This is a genomic window from Roseovarius sp. MBR-6, from assembly GCF_040547525.1.
GTDB lineage: Bacteria > Pseudomonadota > Alphaproteobacteria > Rhodobacterales > Rhodobacteraceae > Roseovarius.
The window spans coordinates 125024-144946 of the sequence record NZ_JBEPPW010000001.1 but is presented as its reverse complement, the minus strand read 5'-3'; the positions used below and the strand labels follow the sequence as shown (position 1 = coordinate 144946).

Sequence of the window (19923 nt, the reverse complement as noted above, 5' to 3'; positions counted from 1 at the left end):
GAGTTATCCTGAAAAAAACTCATGGGTCGGTCACGAGCAATCTATGGGGCAAGACGGCGGTAAGCGCCCCTGATGCGGCCAGCTTTCAAGGTGAGCGAAGCGTCGATCTGGCGATCATCGGCGGGGGATATACCGGGCTCTCTGCGGCGTTGGCGGCGGCGGAGCAGGGGGCCGAAGTCACGCTTCTGGAAGCCGAGACCGTGGGGCATGGCGGCTCTGGGCGCAATGTCGGGCTGGTCAATGCCGGGCTCTGGCTGCCGCCCGAGGCGGTGAACGCGCGGCTCGGGCCGGCGGCAGGCGAGCGGCTCAACGCGGCTCTCGCAGCCGCGCCTGATATGGTGTTCGATCTGATCGAGCGTCACGCAATGGCGTGCGAGCCGGTGCGCGCCGGGACCTTGCACCTTGCACATGCGCGCAACGGATTGAAAGATCTGGAAAACAGGGCGGCGCAACTTGCAGCGCGAGGGGCACCCGTGCGCCTTCTGGACGCCGCAGAGACGGCGCGGCGCACCGGGTCTGACCGCTTCCATGGCGCGCTTTATGATCCGCGCGCGGGGACGATTCAGCCGCTTGGTTACGCGCGCGGACTTGCCCGGGCGGCGCAGGACGCGGGCGCGCGGCTGCATGAGAAAAGCCCGGTCGTTGCGGTGCAGCAAGTGGGGGGGCAATGGATCCTGCGCACGAGCGGCGGCAAGCTGCGTGCGCGTTCCCTGATCGTCGCCACCAATGCCTATCATCAGCCGATCGACCAGACCCCGGTTCCGAAGGTGCCGATCGTCCAGTATTTCCAGATCGCCACAGAGCCGCTCGGGGATAATCTTGCCGGCGATATTCTCATGAATGGAGAGGGGTGTTGGGATACCGGACTGATCATGACCTCGCTGCGTCGTGATCGTGCCGGGCGGCTGATCCTCGGCGGCATGGGCGGAGGCGGGCGCATCCATGAGGATTGGGCGCGGCGCAAGCTGGCGCAACTCTATCCACGTTTGCGGGGTGCCGGGATCGAGCACACCTGGTCCGGGCGCATCGCGATGACCGGGGACCACCTTCCCAGAATTCGTAGGTTCGGCCCCAATGCCTTTGCAATATATGGATATTCCGGGAGAGGGATCGGGCCGGGAACGGTCTTTGGCCGCGCCGTGGCGCACGCGCTCATCGAGCAGAGCGAAACCGCCTTGCCGGTGCCCGTGATTGAGGGCCACCACGAACCTTTCGTGCGCCTCAAGACCCTGTTCTATGAGACAGGCGCGCGGCTGGCCCATTTCGCCGCCGCCCGCTCATGACATTTTCGCACAGGACCTGTGACCGGGTCCCGGCTTGGCGATGCGCGCGCGCGCGCCTATCTGCCTGCGAAACAAACCGGAGCGCCCCATGGCCCTGACCGATACCGACGCGCGCTTTACCCAAGGCAATCTTTTCCGGCATGTCACCGTCATGTCGGTCACGTCGAGCCTGGGCATTGCGGCGATTTTTGCCGTCGACCTGATTGATGTGCTCTTCATCTCGATGCTGGGCCAGGCCGAGCTTGCGGCGGCGGCGGGCTATGCCGGGGTGGTGATGTTCTTTGCCAGCGCGATGAATATCGGCCTGTCGATCGCGGCGGGCGCACTCGTGGCGCGGGGCCTGGGACAGGGCAACAAGCGTCTGGCCGCCGAACACGCGGCCAGCACGGCTGTGGTGGCGGTGGCGTTCGGTGCCCTGCTGCCGCTTCTGGCCTTGCCGAATATTCATGCCATTCTCGGGTTGCTCGGGGCCGAAGGAGAGGTGGCAGACCTTGCCGCGCGCTATCTCTGGATCATCCTGCCGACCACGGCACTCTCGGGATTGGCGATGGTGGCCGTGGCGGTGTTGCGCGCCCATGGCGACGCGCGGGACGCGATGACGCCATCGCTGCTTGGGGCTCTGGTCAACGGCGTGGCCGATCCGATCCTGATCTTCGCAGTCGGGCTTGGCCTGGACGGGGCGGCGATTGCGACGGTCCTGGCGCGTCTGGCCACGGCTACGATGGCCTTGTGGTTGGCGCAGAAGGGTCATCGGGGGTTCTGCTGGCCCGATCTGCCCTGTCTGCGGCGCGACCTGAAAGACGCGCTCGGCATCGCGCTACCCGCGATGCTGGCCACGGTGGCGACACCCGTCGGCACGGCCATCGTCACGCGCGAGATGGCGCGCCACGGCTCGGACGCGGTGGCGGGCATGGCGGTGATCAACCGGCTGGTGCCGTTTGTTTCTGCGGTGATCCTGGCGCTGTCGGGCGCGCTCGGGCCGATCTTCGCGCAGAATTTCGGGGCAGGGCGGATGGACCGTGTTCTGGGCACATTCCGGGAGGGGCTGCGCTTTCTGACAGTTTACGTTCTGGGTGTCTCGGCACTGTTGTTCCTTGTGCGGGAGCCGGTCGCCGATCTGTTCGATGCGACCGGCAAGATGCGGGATCTGCTATATCTTTTCATGGGCCCACTGGCGCTGGCGATGATCTTCAACGGGGCGATCTTCGTCTCCAATGCGGCCTTCAACAATCTCGGACATCCGGGATATTCGACGGTGGTCAACTGGGGGCGCAACACGCTTGGCACCTGGCCGTTTGCGGTTGGCCTCGGGATGATCTGGGGGGCCGAGGGCGTGCTTGTGGGGCAGGCTGTTGGCGGCGCGGTGTTCGCGGTGGTCGGTCTGTGGCTGGGGCTTCGGGTGATCGAGGCCCCGTGTCGCGACCCGCTTGGCGCGCATCATACATGCCCGGATCAGCGGATGCAGGTCGTCTCGCATCGCAGTTACCGGTGACAGGCAGTGCACATGAATTGCGCATAATCAGTATTATGTAATATTAATGTCTGCCACGAAGACGCGTCCTGTTCGGAATATCGCGCCAAATCAGATAATTGAACGGTTGAGTTCAAAACGCGGCATTGACGTGACTTTCCCGCCTCCGGCTCTCGACAGAAACCCGCCAGCCGGTTTATTCCCATGGGTAAAGGAGCGTTTCGCATGCCATCCATTCTGATTCTCAACGGCCCGAACCTCAACCTGCTCGGCACGCGTCAGCCAGAGGTCTATGGCCGCACGACACTGGCGGACATCGAGACCATGTGCCGCGCCCATGCAGAGATGCTGGGTATCGACCTCGATTTCGCGCAGAGCAACCATGAAGGCGCGCTGGTCGATGCCATTCACGACGCGCGCGGGCGTCATGGCGGTCTCATCCTGAATGCCGGGGCCTATACCCACACCTCGATCGCGTTGATGGATGCGATCAGCTCGGCCGAGGTGCCGACGATCGAGCTGCACCTGTCCAATGTCCACGCGCGCGAGAGCTTTCGCCACATCTCTTATATATCCAAGGTTGCGCTTGGTGTGATCTGCGGCTTCGGCGCGCAGGGATATATCCTGGCCATCGACGCGATGCGCGGCCATCTGGAGCGGGCCGGATGATCGAGCCTGCGGCTGTTACCCGGCTGCTCGACGCCACGACCATGGAGGAGTTGTGGGACATCCACACCCGCACCATGGCCGATTACGGCTTTGACCGGCTGCTTTACGGCTGCACACAGTTCCGCACCTCGACCTCGCTCGGGAATCCGGATGATTTCATCGTCCTCACCAATCATGCGCCCGCCTATATCGAAGGTTTTGTGCATGGCGGGCTCTATTTCCACGCTCCGATGGTGCGCTGGTCGCTGGAGCATGACGGGGCGTGTTCCTGGTCGCTTCTGGCACCGCGCTTTGTCGCGAACGATTTCACCTGTGAAGAGCGTGCGGTGATTGATTTCAACCGCAAGCACGATGTCACGGCGGGCTATTCGATCAGCTTCAAATCGCTGCGCCCGCGCATGAAGGCGGCGATTGCGCTGACGGCGCGCGCGTGCATGACGCAGGCGGAGGTCGACGCGCTCTGGCAGGCGCATGGCGCGACGATCCTTGCGCTCAACAATATCGCGCATCGCTGCATCCTCTCCCTGCCCTACGATTCGCCCAAACGCCCGCTTACCGAGCGGCAGCGCGAGGTGCTGGGCTGGGTCGGCGATGGCAAAGCGGTGCAGGACATTGCGATTCTCATGGGGCTGACGCCTGCCACGGTGGAAAAGCATCTGCGCCTTGCCCGCCACGCGCTTTCGGTCGAAACCACGGCTCAGGCTGTTCTGAAAGCAGCATTTCAGAACCAGATTTTCGTCCTCGACCGGTAATTTTATTTCAAAATCAAATGAATCATCTGCGGTAAGGATTTCCTTACTTCCTTTACGCTAGGTAAAAGGGCACACTATCAATGTTCCGTGAGTGGTGGCTTTTAAGCTTGGGACATTGGGGAAAGGCTCATCTCTCTGGTTTTTCGAGGGGCCAATCCCCACCGGTTCTGCCGGATGCCGGCTGCATCTCTTTATAGTCAAGAGAGGCAGTCGGCGCTTCTGACCGTCGTTTCATCCCCATTTTGCGACCGGTTCAGGCGGTGCGCTCCTTCGGGAGCGCACCGCGCCTTTCCTGCTCCGAGCGTTCGCAAATAAAAAAGGCCCCCGAAACCGGGAGCCTTTCGCGCAAAGCGCCGTATCTGTCAGCCCTGGGCAACCTTGGCCACTTCGGCGGCGAAATCTTCCTGCTTCTTCTCGATGCCTTCGCCGACCTCGAGCCGCACAAAACCGCTGATCGCCGTGCCTGCCTCCTTGGCCGCCGCCTCGACCGTCAGATCGGGGTTCATGACGAAGGCCTGACCGAGCAGGGTCGAGTCGGCCATGAACTTCTTCATCCGGCCCACGATCATCTTTTCGATCACCGCGTCGGGCTTGCCCGATTCGCGCGCGATGTCGATCTGAACCTGACGCTCCTTCTCGACCAGCGCCGGATCAAGCGCCGCCTCGTCAAGGGCGGCAGGGTTCGAGGCGGCGATATGCATGGCGACCTGACGGGCAAATCCCTCGTCGCCATCGAACGCCACAAGAACGCCGATCTTGCCCATGCCCTCGGCGGCAGCATTGTGGACATAGGACACGACGCCCGCGCCCTCGACCCGCGCCATGCGGCGCAACGACATGTTCTCGCCGATCTTGGCGATCTTGTCGGTGATCGTGTCGGCAACGGTCTTGCCGTTGATTTCGGCAGCATTCAGCGCCTCGAGATCGGAGACGCCAAGGGCGACCCCGGCGACATCGGCGACCATCGCTTGGAATTCGGCGTTCTTGCCGACGAAATCGGTCTCGGAATTGATCTCGACCGCGACGCCGACGCCGCCATCGACGCGCACGGCGACAAGGCCCTCGGCGGCGGTGCGCCCGGATTTCTTGGCCGCCTTCGACAGGCCCTTGGTGCGCAGCCAGTCCACGGCCGCCTCCATGTCGCCGCCCGTCTCGGTCAGCGCCTTTTTCGCGTCCATCATGCCTGCGCCCGTGCTGTCGCGCAGTTCCTTCACCATTGCAGCAGTGATCGCCATCGGGGATCTCCTCAAAGTCTAGCGGGTCTCAGGGGGCGAGATAGCCCTGCCCCCATGACGGTTTCGTGACGGCTCAGCCCTCGGCCGGCTCGGTGATCTGTTCGGCCAGAACGTCCTCGACCGGGGCCTCCTCGAGCGCGCCCACATCCACACCGGCAGCGCCAAGCTGGGCGGACATGCCGTCAAGCGCGGCGCGGCTCACGAGATCGCAGTAAAGTGCTATGGCGCGGGCGGCGTCATCGTTGCCGGGGATGATGTAATCCACGCCCGAGGGCGAGCAGTTGGTATCGACCACGGCGACGACCGGGATACCCAGCTTGTTGGCCTCGGAAATCGCCAGCGCCTCTTTCTTGACGTCGATCACGAACAGAAGGTCCGGCACGCCACCCATCTCGCGGATGCCGCCAAGGCTGGCCTGAAGCTTGGCCTGGTCGCGCTCGATGCCAAGACGCTCTTTCTTGGTCAGGCCCTCGGCACCGGTTTCAAGTGCCTCGTCGATCTCACGCAGGCGCTGGATGGATTTCGAAACGGTCTGCCAGTTGGTCAGCGTGCCACCCAGCCAGCGGTGGTTCATGTAATACTGTGCGCATTTCTCGGCCGCCTCGGCAATCGGCTGCGCCGCCTGCCGCTTGGTGCCGACAAAGAGGATACGGCCGTTCTTGGCCACGGTCTCGCGGATGACGTTGAGCGCCGCGTCGAGCATCGGCACGGTCTGCGTAAGGTCAATGATGTGGATGCCGTTGCGCGCGCCGTAGATGAATTCGCCCATGCGGGGATTCCAGCGTTGCGTCTGGTGGCCGAAGTGAACGCCAGCTTCCAGAAGCTGACGCAGATTGAACTCGGGAAGAGCCATTTTCGTTTCCTTTTCCGGTTTGCGCCTTGGCACGGGATGAGAAGCGGATGCTTCAACCGGTGGACCGTTCGGGGATGTCTCCCCCGAGGGCCCGCCCATGCCTGCGGATTTACAATGCCGCGCGTATAGCGCCCTGCGCGGACGGGTGCAAGCGATATGCAGCCCGCGCGATTCGGTCATTGTGGCGTGGGTTTTTCGTGCCTAGATAGCGGCGTGGCCGCGCGATGGATTTGACATGAATACGCCTTTCGACGAATTGACCCCGGAGCCAAGGAAACCCAAGCGCCTGTCAGGACTACGCGCCAGCTTCCTCACGGGCATCGTGGTGATCGCGCCCGTGGGGCTCACGCTCTGGCTGATCTGGACGGTGGCGGGCTGGGTGGATGGCATGGTGCTGCCGCTCATCCCCGAGGGCTACAAGCCCGAGCAATATATCGGCATCAACCTGCGCGGGGTCGGTGTCATCATCTTCCTGATCTTCACGATTGTGGTGGGCTGGATCGCCAAGGGGCTGATCGGGCGCTCGCTGATCGTTTTCGCGGAATCGCTTGTCAACCGGATGCCGGTGGTCCGGTCGATCTATTCGGGCGTCAAGCAGATCGCCGAAACGGTGTTCGCGCAATCCGAACGCAGTTTCGAGAAGGCCTGTCTGGTGCAGTATCCGCGCAAGGATATCTGGGCCATCGGCTTTATCTCGACCGAGGCGCGCGGTGAGATCAACGAGAAGGCGCAGACCGCCAGCGACCTGCTGAGTGTCTTTGTGCCGACCACGCCCAACCCGACCTCGGGCTTCTTGCTCTATTTCCCGCGCGAAGACGTGATCATGCTCGACATGAGCATCGAGGACGCGGCCAAGCTGGTGATTTCGGCGGGGCTCGTCTATCCGCCGGATCGCAAACCCGAGGATGACGCCACGCGTCGCCGCGCCTGATCCCCCTGTCCCCCCCGTATCAGGCGAATTTCGCCTGACGCGCCGCGCGCAACCGCGCGAAATCCTCGCCCGCGTGATAGCTTGAGCGCGTGAGCGGCGTGGCCGAAACCATCAGGAACCCCTTGCCATAGGCCGCCTTTTCGTAGGCGGCGAATTCATCGGGATGCACGAAACGCGCCACCGCGTGATGCTTGGGCGTGGGTTGCAGATATTGCCCGATGGTCAGGAAATCGACATTCGCCGCGCGCATGTCGTCCATCACCTGATGCACGCCCTGCCGCTCTTCTCCGAGGCCGACCATGATGCCCGACTTGGTGAACATTGTCGGATCAAGCTCCTTGACCCGCTGCAACAGGCGCAAGCTGTGGAAATAGCGCGCGCCGGGGCGGACCGATGGATAAAGACCGGGCACGGTTTCGAGGTTGTGGTTGAACACATCCGGTCTGGCCGCAACCACGGTTTCAAGCACGCTGTCGGCGCAATGCAGGAAATCGGGGGTGAGAATCTCGATGGTTGTTCCCGGCGCGCGGTGGCGGATGGCGCGAATGGTCTGGGCGAAATGCTCTGCCCCGCCATCCTCCAGGTCGTCGCGGTCCACGCTGGTCACCACAACATGTTTGAGCCCCAGCTTCTGCACCGCGTCGGCCACGCGCCCCGGCTCGAACGCATCGAGCGTTTGCGGCTTGCCGGTGGCGACGTTGCAGAAGGTGCAGCCGCGCGTGCAGATCTCGCCCATGATCATCATGGTGGCGTGCCCCTGCCCCCAGCATTCGCCCGCATTGGGACAGCCTGCCTCCTCGCAGACCGTCACCAGCTTGTGCTCGCGCATGATCCGGCGCGTCTCGAAATAGCCCTTCGATGTCGGGGCCTTGACCCGGATCCAGTCGGGCTTTTTCGGTTGGGCATTGTCGGGGCGGTGCGCCTTTTCGGGGTGCCGGCCGCCGGGCAGTTTGAGATCGCGCACGATATTTTCCCCGCGAATGGACTGGTAACCTTTGCAAAGTATAAGCGACAGCGGTGGAGAGTGCCAGTGAGGCGTTGCCGCATCCCGGTATGCGCCTGTGTAAACGGTGCCACCGCTGTCACGAGTGTCCCGGTGTTCGGCGGCCCGCGGCGTCCACGTCGCGGGCCGTGCCCGTGGCCGCCAGACCGGCCGCGCGCAGGATCTCGGCCAGATCGTCGAACCATTGCGCGCGCTCCGCGCCCGCGCGGCGCACCAGCGCGATGCGGCGCGCGGGTTCGGGGGCTGCAAAGCGGCGCAGTTCCAGCCCCGGTGCCGCCCGCGCCTCGGTCTCCGCCGCCATTTCAGGAATGAGCGTCAGGCCGAACCCGGCGGCCACCAGCCGCGCCAGCGTGCCGAGCGATGAGGCCCCGGTGTCGATCTGCGCGTGTCCCCTGCCCCGCCCGCAGACCTCGAGCGCCTGATCGGTCAGGCAATGCCCGTCCTCCAGCAGAAGAATCGGGCTTGAACCAAGGGCGCGCGGATCGAGCGCGTCCAGCGCGTCGCCAAGGGCGGCCAGCCGCGCCGCGCTGCCCGCCAGAAGGAACCGGTCCTCGAAGAGCGCCACCGCCTCCAGCCCCTCGCAGGGCAAGGGCAGTGCCATGAGCGCCGCGTCGATCCGTCCTGCGCGCAGATCGGCGGCCAGATCCTCGGTGCGCGCCTCGCGCACCCGCACGTCAAGCAGGATGTCGCGCGCGCGCAGCCGCGCCAGCGCGCCGGGCAGGATATAAGGCGCGATGGTCGGGATGATGCCAAGCGCAAGTTCGCCCGCCAGCCCGTCGCGCCAGCGTGCGGTCTCCTCCAGCGCCTGCATTTCCGCATGCACCCGCAGGGCATGGGCCAGCACCCTTCGGCCAAAGGGCGTCAGCGCGATGTCGCGGGCGCGCCGCTCCACCACCGGCGCGCCGAGCGTCGCCTCAAGCTCGCGGATCTGCACCGACAGGGCGGGCTGCGAGACATGCACCGCCTCCGCCGCCCGCCCGAAATTGCGGTGTTGGGCCAGAGCCCTGAAATAGCCAAGTTGCCGCAGCGTGATGTTCATCGCGCCATGATCGGGCGGGCGCGGCCTGCGTGCAAGGGCGATCAGCCGATCATGTCCGCCTGCGCGCCCAGCCTCTCGTAATGACGCTTGAGCCGGTGGAGCGCGATGCGCAGCACGATCTTGCCCGAGCGCGCGGACCAGCCCATCTTGCGCTCTGCCGTCTCCAGCCCCTGAAGATAACAGCAGCACCGCAGCACCACATCCCCCAGCCCCGGCCCCAGATCCCGCAGCGCGCCGATGAGCCGCGCGCGCGCCGCCTCGGCCCCGTAGCCGGACGCGTCGGGCACGGTCCCGTCCTCGTCTACATGGGTCAGGAAATGATCCCAGTTCTGCGCCATGCGCGGGGCCATCTGCGCCAGTTCGAAATCCTCGCGCAGCCGCTCGCCCGCGCGCACCAGATCGGCGCCGAGAAACGGTGTGCCGTCCTTGTCGCGCCGCCGTGCCAGCGCGGCAAGCGGCGTGTCGCTCGGCGCAAGGCGTTGCGGGCGCGCCTCGGTCCCGTCCTCGGTCAGGATCACCGCCGGTTCCCGCAGTCCGGTGGCGGCGTTTTCCTCCTCGGCCAGCAATTCGCCAAGGGCCGCGCGGCCTTTGGCGGTGATGTGATAGCGCGAGATGCGCCCCGGCGCGTCGCAGGCGATCCAGGCCTTGAGCGCCAGCGCCTCGGCCACATCGCGGTCCACCACGGCGGTGCGGGTGGTGCCGGTTTCGGTCTCGCGCACCACGACGGCCTTGTCCATCTCGGAGGCCACCGCCAGCAACGCGCCGCGCTCGCAAAGCCGCCGCAGCACGCGCCGTGCCTCCTGCCGGAGCCGCGCCACGCTCAACGGGATTTCGGAATGGGTATCGGGTTGACGGGTCATGCAGCGTTCCTTGGCTGAAGAACCGGCCTGCCTTGCCGCGCCGCCCCCCTTCCCAAGCCGCCGCAGCGCCTCGTCCACAAGCAGATCATCCCTGCGTGTCTCGAAGGCGCGGATCTGGCGCAGGACGGTCGAGGCATGTTTCCCCGAGCGTCTGGCAAGATCGCGTATCGACGCGCCACTCTCGGTATGGGCGAGATAATGGCGCGCCGCTTCGGGCACCCAGGCGGGCACCTTCGGCTGGGTCGGTTTGGTGGTAAGCTGTTGTTGCATCACAATTCCCCAGAGTTCGGCCTGCGGCGGCTCAGACACGCCGCCCAGGTTATCCACAAGGTTATCCACATGGCGAGTGCAACTTAAGCGGGCAATGATTACCGGTTCGTTAACTGTTTCCGTAAAATCAACCTTCGTTTACAAATCGTAAACAATTCACAGGACCGTCGTGCGCCGGTGAGCAGCGTGACGCAACACCGCACACACCCGTGCAAGGCTTCCCTCACATGATCCCTGTGGAGGCACGAGAATGCATGATATCCGCGCAAGACTTGTCCGGCTGAGCCGCCCGCCGCTCATGGTGCGCGCCGCGCGCATCGGGGCCGAGCACTATGACCGTGCCCGCGTTCTGCAGCATCTTCTCGGGGTGCAATCGCCGCCCGCACCGGCCCCGGCCTTGGAGCGGCTCATCGAGATCGAGGCAGCCGAGGAGCAGGACCGCAAGACGCGCGCCGCCCATTACAGCGCCGCGCGTCATGTCACGATATTGATTGCCCTGATGGCTGAGGCACGGAGCCTGGCCGACGCGCCCGCGCCTCAGCCAAAGGCGTCGCGCATCCCGGCCTTGCGCTGCGCCACATAGTCGGCCAGCGCCTCGCCGATGCCCGGGTCAAGCGCGGGCTGCTGGTAATCGGCCAGCAGTTTCTTGACCCGCGCATTGGCCAGCGCCATCGTGTCGCGCCCGCCCTCCTCGGACCATGTCTCATAGGGTTTGTAATCGAGCAGGTCCGAGCGCCAGAAGGCCGACTTGAAATTGGCCTGCGTATGCGCGCAGCCAAGGTAATGCCCGCCCGGCCCCACCTCGCGGATCGCGTCCATTGCCTGACCGTTCTCGTCCATGTGAACGCCAAGCGCCAGATGGTGCAGCGCGCCAAGCTGGTCGGCATCCATGACGAATTTCTCGAAGGACGACACCAGCCCCCCCTCCAGCCAGCCACAGGAATGCAGCATGAAATTGACCCCCGCGAGCAGCCCCATGTTGAGGCTGTTGGAGGTCTCGTAGGCCGCTTGCGCGTCGGGCAGCTTGGAGCCGGTGAACGCCCCCGCCGAGCGATAGGGCAGCCCCAGCCGGCGCACCAACTGCCCCGCGCCATAAGTGATGTGCGCGGCCTCGGGCGTCCCGAACGTGGGCGCGCCGCTGTTCATGTCGATCGAGGTGACGAACGCGCCCGCGATCACCGGCGCGCCGGGGCGCACAAGCTGGCTGTAGGCGATGCCCGCGAGCACCTCGGCCAGCACCTGCGTGAGCGTCCCCGCCACCGTGGTCGGTGCCATGGCACCGCCGACGATGAAGGGCGAGATGATGCTGGCCTGATTGTTGGCGGCGTAGACCTCCAATGACCCCATCATGACATCGTCAAAGGTCATCGGCGAGTTGACGTTGATGAGGCTGGTCATCACCGTGTTCTGTTGCACGAACGCCTCGCCAAAGAGGATCGAGGCCATGTCCACGCTGTCCTGCGCGCGGCTGGGTTCTGTCACCGATCCCATGAACGGCTTGTCCGACAGCGTCATATGCGCCAGCAGCATGTCGAGATGGCGCTTGTTCACCGGAATATCGGTGGGCTCGCAGACCGTGCCGCCGGAATGGTGCAGCCATTTGGACATGTAGCCAAGGCGCACGAAGTTGCGGAAATCCTCGATGGTGGCGTAGCGGCGGCCCTTCTCCATGTCATGCACGAAGGGCGGGCCGTAGACCGGGGCCAGAACGAGGTTGCGCCCGCCGATCTCGACATTGCGCGCGGGGTTGCGGGCGTGCTGGGTAAAGCTGGACGGGGCCGTGGCGCAAAGCTTTCGGGCCAGACCGCGCGGGATGCGCACGCGCTCGCCCTGCACATCGGCCCCCGCCTGCCGCCAGCGTTCGAGCGCGGCGGGGTTCTGCACGAAGTTGACGCCGATCTCTTCGAGCACGGTATCGGCGTTCCACTCGATGATCTCGAGCGCCTCTTGGGTCAGCACCTCGAAATTGGGGATATTGCGCTCGATATAGTGCGCGGTCTCGACGCTCACGGCGGTGCGCTCGGCCCGTCGCGCGGCCCCGCCGCCGCCCCGTGCCCGTCTGCCTTGCGTTGCTGCCTCTGCCATGAAAGCCCCCTTTGCTGAGCCGGACCCCGAGTCGAAGACGCCCGCGCACGGGCGGGCTTTGACGGGTTCTAACCCGCCTGACGAGCGTCTCAGTGGCCGATAGCGGCGCGTGCGACGTGAAAACGACATGTGACCGAAACACCATGACCGGAAGGTTTTTCTCCCCCGCAGTGGTAAAAGAGAATGGAGCGGCGCGCCTCCTTGTCCTAGATACGCACGGATATGAATGTGGTGCTGCAAAGACGGCGCCTGCGATCCGGGGACACTCCATGACATGTTTTTCCAAGACTCTGCGCATTGGCGCAGCCCTGGCACTCGGCGCGCTTGCCGGCCCCGCACTGGCCACCAATGGCTATTTCGCCAATGGCTATGGCGGTCAGTCCAAGGGCATGGCGGGTGTGGGCGTCGCCGTCCCGACCGGCGTTCTGGGCATGGCGCAAAACCCGGCCACCGGCGTCAAGGTCGGCAACAGCGCGGCGCTCTGCCTGACTTTTTTCGCACCGGACCGGGACGTGACCATCGCCCCCGGCGGGCCGCTCATACCGGGCAAGTTCAAGTCGCAGAACGATGTTTTCGTCATCCCCTGCGGCGGGGCCAATTTCGAGTTGGGGTCGCGTGCCACTCTTGGGCTTTTTGTCTTCGGCAATGGCGGCATGAATACCGAGTTCGACACGAATTTCTTTGCGGGCTTCGGCGCGGGGTCTGCGCCGCTTGGCGTCAATCTCGAGCAGGCATTCATCACGGCGAACCTCGCCTATCAGGTCACGGACCGGCTGAGTCTCGGCATCTCGCCCATTCTGGCCGTGCAGCGGTTCAAGGCCGAGGGGCTTGAGGCTTTCGACAATCCCGGGTTTTCGGCAGCCCCCGGTCAGGTGACGAATCGCGGCCATGACTGGTCTACCGGGGGCGGCGTCAATCTCGGGCTGCTTTACGAGGCAAGCGAGGCCTGGACCCTGGGTGCGGCCTATCGCAGCCGTATCCAGATGTCGCGCTTTGACAAATACAGCGGGCTATTTGCCGATGGCGGCGATTTTGACATTCCTGCCATGCTGACGCTTGGTGCCGCCTATACCCCCGCCGCCCTGCCGGACTGGACCTTTACAGGCGAATATCAACGCATTTTCTATGGCGAGGTTGACAGCATTGCCAACCCGAGCGCGCCGCCGGGTGGCCCGCTTGGCGCGCCCGGTGGCCTTGGTTTCGGCTGGGAGGATGTCGATATCCTGAGGCTGGCCGCGATCTGGCGCAAATCCGACCGGCTCACGCTGCGCGGCGGCGTGAGCTATTCGACCGATTTCATCTCGAACGATGGCGAAGTGGTGATCAACACCATCGCCCCCGGCACGCCTCAATGGCACATCTCGGTCGGCGGCAGCTATGCGCTCAATGACCGCTGGGAGGCGACAGTCGCCTATACCCATGCCGTCTCCAACAGCTTCAGCGGGTCGAACCCGGCGCTGACCGGCGCGCCCCAGAACGTCAAGATCCGGATGCATCAGAACGAGGTCGTCACGGGCCTGAGCTATCGCTGGTAGGCCACACTTGCGCAGGCCCGTCCCGCGCATTAATGGGCGGTCATGAGCCAGATCATTCATGACCGCCTGTTGATCATCGACTTCGGCAGCCAGGTGACGCAGCTGATTGCGCGTCGCCTGCGCGAGTTGAACGTCTATTGCGAAATCCATCCCTATCAGAAGGTGGATGAAGCGCTGTTGAAGAACATCGCCCCGCGCGCGGTGATCTTCTCGGGCGGACCTGACAGCGTGACGCGAGAGGGATCGCCCCGGCCGCCCCGCGCGGTCTATGATCTCGGTGTCCCGATCCTCGGGATCTGCTACGGCCAGCAGGTGATGATGCAGGACCTTGGCGGCAAGGTGGAGGCCGGAGAGCACGCCACCGCCGAATTCGGCCGCGCCTTCGTCACACCCGCCGGGGTGCAGAGCGATTTCACGGGCGGTTGGTTTGCCGACGGCGCGCGCGAGCAGGTCTGGATGAGCCATGGCGATCATGTCTCTGAAATCGCGCCGGGGTTCGAGGTTCTGGGCACCTCTCCCGGCGCCCCCTTCGCCATCACCGCCGACCGCGACCGCCGCTTTTACGCGGTGCAGTTTCACCCCGAGGTCCACCACACCCCGAACGGCGCGCGGCTTTACGAGAATTTCGTGCGTCTGGCCGGGTTCAAGGGCGACTGGACCATGGGTGCCTATCGCGAAGAGGCGATTGCGAAGATCCGTGCGCAAGTTGGCGACCGCCGCGTGATCTGCGGGCTGTCGGGGGGCGTCGATTCGTCGGTCGCCGCCGTGCTGATCCACGAGGCGATCGGCGATCAACTCACCTGTGTCTTCGTCGATCACGGTCTCTTGCGGCAGGGCGAGGCCGAAGAGGTCGTCGCCATGTTCCGCGACAACTACAACATTCCGCTGATCCATGCCGACGAGGCAGAGCTTTTCCTGGGTGAGCTTGACGGCGTAAGCGACCCGGAAACCAAGAGAAAAATTATCGGCCGTCTCTTCATCGACGTGTTCCAGAAATACGCCGGGCAGATCGACGGCGCGGAATTTCTGGCGCAGGGCACGCTTTATCCGGACGTGATCGAAAGCGTGTCGTTCTCGGGCGGCCCCTCGGTCACGATCAAATCGCACCACAATGTCGGCGGCCTGCCGGAAAAGATGGGCCTGAAGCTCGTGGAGCCGCTGCGCGAACTCTTCAAGGACGAGGTGCGCGCCCTGGGCCGCGAATTGGGCCTGCCCGCCTCTTTCATCGGTCGTCACCCTTTCCCCGGCCCCGGCCTTGCCATCCGCTGCCCCGGCGAGATCACGCGGCAGAAACTCGACATCCTGCGCAAGGCCGATGCGGTCTATATCGACCAGATCCGCAAACACGGACTTTACGATGACATCTGGCAGGCCTTCGTCGCCATCCTGCCGGTGCGCACCGTGGGCGTGATGGGCGACGGGCGCACCTATGATTTCGCCTGCGCGCTGCGCGCGGTCACAAGCGTGGACGGGATGACCGCCGATTACTACCCATTCACGCATGAATTTCTGGGCGAAACCGCGACGCGAATCATCAACGAGGTCAAGGGCATCAACCGCGTGACCTATGACATCACCTCCAAACCGCCGGGAACGATCGAATGGGAGTGATCCGCCTGACCGGGCGGATGACCTGCGCACCCCATGAGATCGACATCGCCCGCGCTGCCCTGCCCGAACACATCCGTCTGAGCCGCGCCGAGGCCGGGTGTCTCTCGTTCGACGTGACCGAGACCGCGCCGGGCGCGTTCACCGTCAGCGAGAGCTTTGCCGACCGCGCCGCTTTCGACGCCCACCAGACACGCACCCGTGCCAGCGACTGGTGGCGCGCGACCGGCCATATGCCGCGCGAATTTACCGTGACCGAAGGATGACAGCCCCCCTGCCCGCGCCGCAGACGCTGCGTGCCGCGCTCTGGATGCTGGGGGCGGTGGCGTCTTTCTCGTCCATGGCAGTCGCGGGGCGCGCGGTCAGTCTCGATCACGACACGTTCGAGATCATGCTTTACCGCTCCATCGTGGGCTTTCTGATCGTGCTGATCGTGGCGCGCGCGACCGGGCACCTGGGCGAGGTGCGCCGCGACCGTCTCGGCCTCCACGCGCTTCGCAACCTGAGCCATTTCACCGGGCAGAACCTGTGGTTTCTGGCGATCACGCTCATTCCGCTGGCGCAGGTCTTCGCGCTCGAATTCACCTCGCCGCTCTGGGTGCTGGTGCTGTCGCCCCTGGTGCTTGGCGAACGGATGACGCGCATCCGGGTGCTGGCGGCGACGCTCGGTTTTGTCGGCATCCTGATGGTCACGCGCCCCAGCCCCGAGACGCTCGGCCTCGGACAATTGGCCGCCGCCTGTGCGGCGCTCGGCTTTGCCGGGTCGATCCTTGCCACGAAGCGTCTCACGCGTCACGAGAGCCTCACCTCGATCCTGTTCTGGATGACGCTCATGCAGATCGGGCTTGGCCTGCTTTGTGCGGGCTATGACGGCGACATCGCCCTGCCCTCGGCCACCGCCCTGCCCTGGCTTGTGCTCATTGGGGTGGCGGGGCTGGTGGCGCATCTGTGCCTGACCACGGCGTTGTCGCTGGCACCTGCCACGGTGGTGGTGCCGGTGGATTTCCTGCGCCTGCCGCTCATCGCGGTCATCGCGCTTTTCCTCTACGGCGAGACGGTCGAAATCTGGGTGATCCTGGGCGCTGCCGTGATCTTTGGCGCGAATTACCTCAACCTTTGGCACGAAACCCGTCAGAAGTGATCACGAACCCGTGATCTCGCGTCAAAACTGTGTCGCCGACGCAACCCTTTGAGGAGTGGGAATTTGTGACGCGGCGTCAAAGATTGACCGAAGGGGGTGTGACGGTAATGTGACCTCAAATCTTCTGGAGGAGAGGGACAAATGAAAACACAACTTCTGGCCGCAACCGCGCTTGCCGTCACATCATCGCTTGCCACGGCAGGCGAAATTGAACGCCGCGGCGATCCGTCGATGATCCTGTTCGAGAAAAGCAAGAACTACGTCGAATTCTCGGCGGTGAACGTCAATCCGTCTGTCTCGGGCAAGCCGCGACCGGGGATCCCCACCGGAGGCACCGGGGGCATCCAGAAAAGCTATCGCTCTTTCGCGGGCTCCTACAAGCACCAGTACAACGACAAGCTCGCCCTTGCCCTCGTCATCGACGAGCCGATGGGGGCCTCGGTCAACTACAGCACGCCCGGATCGTTCTTTGCCGGCTCGGACGCGGCAGTGAACTCCATCGCGTTCACGGGCCTGGCCAAATATGCCTTTACAGAGCGCATGAGCGTTTATGGCGGTCTGCGCTACATGGGCCTCGGCGGCGATTTGACCGTGATCTCGCCCGCGACGCTCGGCAGCGCCATCCCCGCTCCGGGGCGGCCTTACGAGCTGAACGTGACGAAGGATTTCCAACTCGGCTACCTGATTGGGGCTGCCTATGAAATTCCCAAGATCGCGCTGCGGGTCGCTCTGACATACGAGTCGAAAACCGAACACGATTTCAAGGACAATCGCGGCGACTCCTTCGATGTGGAGATCCCACAGGCAGTGACCTTCCATTTCCAGACCGGTATCGCCGCCAACACCTTGCTGTTCGGCTCGGTCAAATGGCGTGAATGGAGCAAATTCTTCGTGCAACCGCGCGACTTCTTCTCGGTCGCAACCGGCGTTCCGGTCAACGTGCCGATCGCGTTCGGCACCGACGACATCTGGACCTATGAGATCGGTGTCGGTCGTCGCTTTTCGACCAACTGGAGCGGGGCCGCGACCGTCGGCTATGAAGCGGACACCGGCAACCAGGTCGGCAACCTTTCGGGCACGGACGGCTATATCCGCTATGGCCTCGCCGCGATCTACGAGAACGAGAACATCAAGATCACCACGGGTATCAGCTATGCCGATATCGGCAACGCGACCACCTCGGTCTCGAACTTCTCGGGCAGCAGCGCCTTCGCCGTCGGCACCAAGGTCGGCTTCAAGTTCTGATCCCGCCTCACGACCGCACCACAGCCCCGCCCCTCATCCGGGCGGGGTTTTTCTTTGGCCTCTTGCCAAATCCGGGCGAAACCAGCAGGTAAGGCGCGGTAAAAGGAGCCACCGATGATCTACCCAACCTCCCGGCATTGGCACGATGCCCCGCAAAAGAGGGTGCTTTTCTATGGCATGTCGGGATTGGGCAAGACCCATGTCTCGCAGATGCTGCGCGATGCGGGCGGGTGGTTTCACTACTCGATAGATTACCGCATCGGCACCCGCTACATGGGCGAATTCATCACCGACAACGCCAAGGCGCACGCCATGCAGGTGCCCTTCCTGCGCGAGTTGCTCTTGACGGATTCGATTTACATCGGCTCCAACATCACGTTCCACAACCTTGCACCGGTCTCGACCTATCTCGGCAAACCGGGCGCGGGTGCCAAGGGCGGGATGCCGATCGCCGACTATCGCCGGAGGCAGGAACAGTTCCGGCAGGCCGAAATCAGCGCCCTGATGGACACCGGCTATTTCATCGAGCGCAGCCAGCGGCTCTATGGCTATCCGCATTTCGTCTGCGACACGGGCGGGTCGATCTGCGAATGGGCGGATGGTGACGATCCCGCCGATCCGATCCTGACGGAGCTTTCACGCCACTGCCTGCTGGTCTATATCGAGGGGTCCGAGGCGCATACCGCCGAGTTGATCCGCCGCTTTGACCGCGCCCCCAAGCCGATGGCCTATCAGCCCGAATTCCTGTCCCGTGTCTGGGAGGAATATCTATTCAAAAACAAAATCTCAGAGGCCGAAGTTGATCCGGATGCCTTCATCCGCTGGACCTATGCGCAGGCGCTCGCGCATCGCCAGCCGCGCTATGAGCGCATGGCGAAATGGGGCGTTCGGGTGAGCGCCGACGAGATCGCCGCCGCCTCTGACGCCGCCCGGTTCGAGGCGCTGATCGCCACCGCCATCGACCGCCGCACCGCCTGAAACCACCGAGAGACGCCCATGCCCATCAAGATCCCCGCCAACCTGCCCGCCTATGACGTGCTCAAGCGCGAAGGCGTGATGGTGATGGATCCCGACCACGCCGCGCGGCAGGACATCCGCCCGCTGCGCATCGGCCTCTTGAACCTCATGCCCAAGAAAATCCAGACCGAGAACCAGTTTGCGCGGCTGATCGGGGCCACCCCCTTGCAGATCGACTTCGATCTCATCCGCATGACCGAGCACCAGACCAAGAACACCGCCGCCGAGCATATGGAAAGCTTTTACCGCCCCTTCTCGGAGGTCGCGGAAGCGGGCGACAAGTATGATGGCCTCATCATCACCGGCGCGCCGATCGAGCATCTCGATTTCGACGCCGTGACCTATTGGGACGAGTTGGCCCGCGTGTTCGAGTGGACCCAGAGCCATGTCCACTCCACCTTTGGCGTCTGCTGGGGCGGCATGGCGATGATCAACCATTTCCACGGCGTGAAAAAGCACATGCTGCAAGCCAAGGCCTTTGGCTGTTTCCGGCACCGCAACCGCGCGCCCGCATCGCCCTATCTGCGCGGCTTTTCGGATGATTGCGTGATCCCCGTCAGTCGCTGGACCGAGATGAAGCGCGCCGAGATCGAGGCCGTGCCGGGGCTCTCGATCCTTCTGGACAGCGACGAGGTCGGCCCCTGTCTGGTCGAGGATCAGGGCCGCCGCGCGCTCTATATCTTCAACCACTTCGAATATGACAGCGACACGCTGAAACAGGAATATGACCGCGATGTCGCGGCGGGAACGCCGATCAACGTGCCCTGCAACTACTATCCCGATGACGATCCCGCGCAGCCGCCGCTCAATCGCTGGCGCAGCCACGCGCATCTTCTCTATGGCAACTGGATTTCCGAGATTTACGAGACAACCCCATATGACAGCACGAAAATCGGGGTGGAAACGACCGATCTGCGGGTCTGAGC

General features: G+C 64.1%; 19 protein-coding genes. 13 read left to right on the top strand and 6 right to left on the bottom strand.

Annotated features, from left to right (window positions below; genetic code table 11):
* Positions 1 to 8: 8 nt before the first annotated feature.
* The 4 genes from ABIE57_RS00765 (at position 9) to ABIE57_RS00750 (ending at position 4175) form a co-directional block, all read left to right on the top strand.
* Positions 9 to 1283, top strand: coding sequence for an NAD(P)/FAD-dependent oxidoreductase (locus ABIE57_RS00765; RefSeq protein ID WP_454281510.1), 1275 nt, complete (start codon positions 9 to 11; stop codon positions 1281 to 1283).
* A gap of 88 nt (positions 1284 to 1371) precedes the next feature.
* A complete protein-coding gene (locus ABIE57_RS00760; RefSeq protein WP_354537070.1) occupies positions 1372 to 2775 on the top strand; it encodes an MATE family efflux transporter in 1404 nt (467 codons plus the stop codon).
* Between the two features lie 204 nt (positions 2776 to 2979).
* The gene (aroQ, locus tag ABIE57_RS00755; RefSeq protein WP_354537069.1) at positions 2980 to 3423 is read left to right on the top strand and encodes a type II 3-dehydroquinate dehydratase; all 444 of its coding nucleotides are present in this window, start codon (positions 2980 to 2982) and stop codon (positions 3421 to 3423) included.
* Positions 3420 to 4175, top strand: coding sequence for a LuxR family transcriptional regulator (locus ABIE57_RS00750; protein ID WP_354537068.1), 756 nt, complete (start codon positions 3420 to 3422; stop codon positions 4173 to 4175). The genes aroQ and ABIE57_RS00750 overlap by 4 nt, the downstream gene beginning before the upstream one ends.
* Before the next feature lie 362 nt (positions 4176 to 4537).
* On the opposite strand, the gene tsf is transcribed toward ABIE57_RS00750, so the two are convergent.
* On the bottom strand, positions 4538 to 5410 hold the full coding sequence (gene tsf / locus ABIE57_RS00745; protein WP_354537067.1) for a translation elongation factor Ts: 873 nt from the start codon (positions 5408 to 5410) through the stop codon (positions 4538 to 4540).
* Positions 5411 to 5483: 73 nt separating this feature from the next.
* Positions 5484 to 6263 (bottom strand): 30S ribosomal protein S2, encoded by a 780-nt coding sequence (gene rpsB, locus ABIE57_RS00740; protein ID WP_354537066.1) that lies wholly within the window; start codon positions 6261 to 6263, stop codon positions 5484 to 5486.
* Positions 6264 to 6498: 235 nt separating this feature from the next.
* On the opposite strand from rpsB, the gene ABIE57_RS00735 reads away from it, so the two are divergent.
* Complete coding sequence (locus ABIE57_RS00735; RefSeq protein ID WP_354537065.1) at positions 6499 to 7194, top strand: DUF502 domain-containing protein; 696 nt, start codon at positions 6499 to 6501, stop codon at positions 7192 to 7194.
* A 19-nt stretch (positions 7195 to 7213) separates the two neighbouring features.
* Here ABIE57_RS00735 and lipA read toward each other — a convergent pair whose 3' ends face one another.
* The 3 genes from lipA to ABIE57_RS00720 form a co-directional block, all read right to left on the bottom strand.
* On the bottom strand, positions 7214 to 8158 hold the full coding sequence (lipA, locus tag ABIE57_RS00730) for a lipoyl synthase (RefSeq protein WP_454283702.1): 945 nt from the start codon (positions 8156 to 8158) through the stop codon (positions 7214 to 7216).
* Positions 8159 to 8276: 118 nt separating this feature from the next.
* Positions 8277 to 9236: a hydrogen peroxide-inducible genes activator gene (locus tag ABIE57_RS00725; protein ID WP_354537064.1), complete on the bottom strand. Its 960-nt coding sequence runs from the start codon at positions 9234 to 9236 to the stop codon at positions 8277 to 8279.
* A 41-nt stretch (positions 9237 to 9277) separates the two neighbouring features.
* Entirely contained in the window at positions 9278 to 10366 is a 1089-nt protein-coding gene (locus tag ABIE57_RS00720; protein ID WP_354537063.1) for a DUF6456 domain-containing protein, read from the bottom strand.
* A gap of 250 nt (positions 10367 to 10616) precedes the next feature.
* On the opposite strand from ABIE57_RS00720, the gene ABIE57_RS00715 reads away from it, so the two are divergent.
* A complete protein-coding gene (locus ABIE57_RS00715) occupies positions 10617 to 10949 on the top strand; it encodes a DUF6477 family protein (RefSeq protein WP_354537062.1) in 333 nt (110 codons plus the stop codon).
* On the opposite strand, the gene ABIE57_RS00710 is transcribed toward ABIE57_RS00715, so the two are convergent.
* A complete protein-coding gene (locus ABIE57_RS00710; protein WP_354537061.1) occupies positions 10904 to 12451 on the bottom strand; it encodes a trimethylamine methyltransferase family protein in 1548 nt (515 codons plus the stop codon). The genes ABIE57_RS00715 and ABIE57_RS00710 overlap by 46 nt on opposite strands.
* 269 nt (positions 12452 to 12720) lie before the next feature.
* On the opposite strand from ABIE57_RS00710, the gene ABIE57_RS00705 reads away from it, so the two are divergent.
* From ABIE57_RS00705 to metA, 7 genes are all read left to right on the top strand, one after another.
* Complete coding sequence (locus ABIE57_RS00705) at positions 12721 to 13986, top strand: OmpP1/FadL family transporter (protein WP_354537060.1); 1266 nt, start codon at positions 12721 to 12723, stop codon at positions 13984 to 13986.
* A gap of 42 nt (positions 13987 to 14028) precedes the next feature.
* Entirely contained in the window at positions 14029 to 15597 is a 1569-nt protein-coding gene (guaA, locus tag ABIE57_RS00700) for a glutamine-hydrolyzing GMP synthase (protein WP_354537059.1), read from the top strand.
* Positions 15588 to 15860: a putative quinol monooxygenase gene (locus tag ABIE57_RS00695; protein WP_354537058.1), complete on the top strand. Its 273-nt coding sequence runs from the start codon at positions 15588 to 15590 to the stop codon at positions 15858 to 15860. The genes guaA and ABIE57_RS00695 overlap by 10 nt, the downstream gene beginning before the upstream one ends.
* Positions 15857 to 16735 (top strand): DMT family transporter, encoded by an 879-nt coding sequence (locus tag ABIE57_RS00690; RefSeq protein ID WP_354537057.1) that lies wholly within the window; start codon positions 15857 to 15859, stop codon positions 16733 to 16735. Before ABIE57_RS00695 ends, ABIE57_RS00690 begins: the two co-directional genes overlap by 4 nt.
* Positions 16736 to 16876: 141 nt before the next feature.
* The gene (locus tag ABIE57_RS00685) at positions 16877 to 17980 is read left to right on the top strand and encodes an outer membrane protein transport protein (protein ID WP_354537056.1); all 1104 of its coding nucleotides are present in this window, start codon (positions 16877 to 16879) and stop codon (positions 17978 to 17980) included.
* 114 nt (positions 17981 to 18094) lie between these two features.
* On the top strand, positions 18095 to 18958 hold the full coding sequence (locus ABIE57_RS00680; RefSeq protein WP_354537055.1) for an ATPase: 864 nt from the start codon (positions 18095 to 18097) through the stop codon (positions 18956 to 18958).
* 18 nt (positions 18959 to 18976) lie between these two features.
* Positions 18977 to 19921: a homoserine O-acetyltransferase MetA gene (metA, locus tag ABIE57_RS00675; RefSeq protein ID WP_354537054.1), complete on the top strand. Its 945-nt coding sequence runs from the start codon at positions 18977 to 18979 to the stop codon at positions 19919 to 19921.
* Positions 19922 to 19923 lie beyond the last annotated feature (2 nt).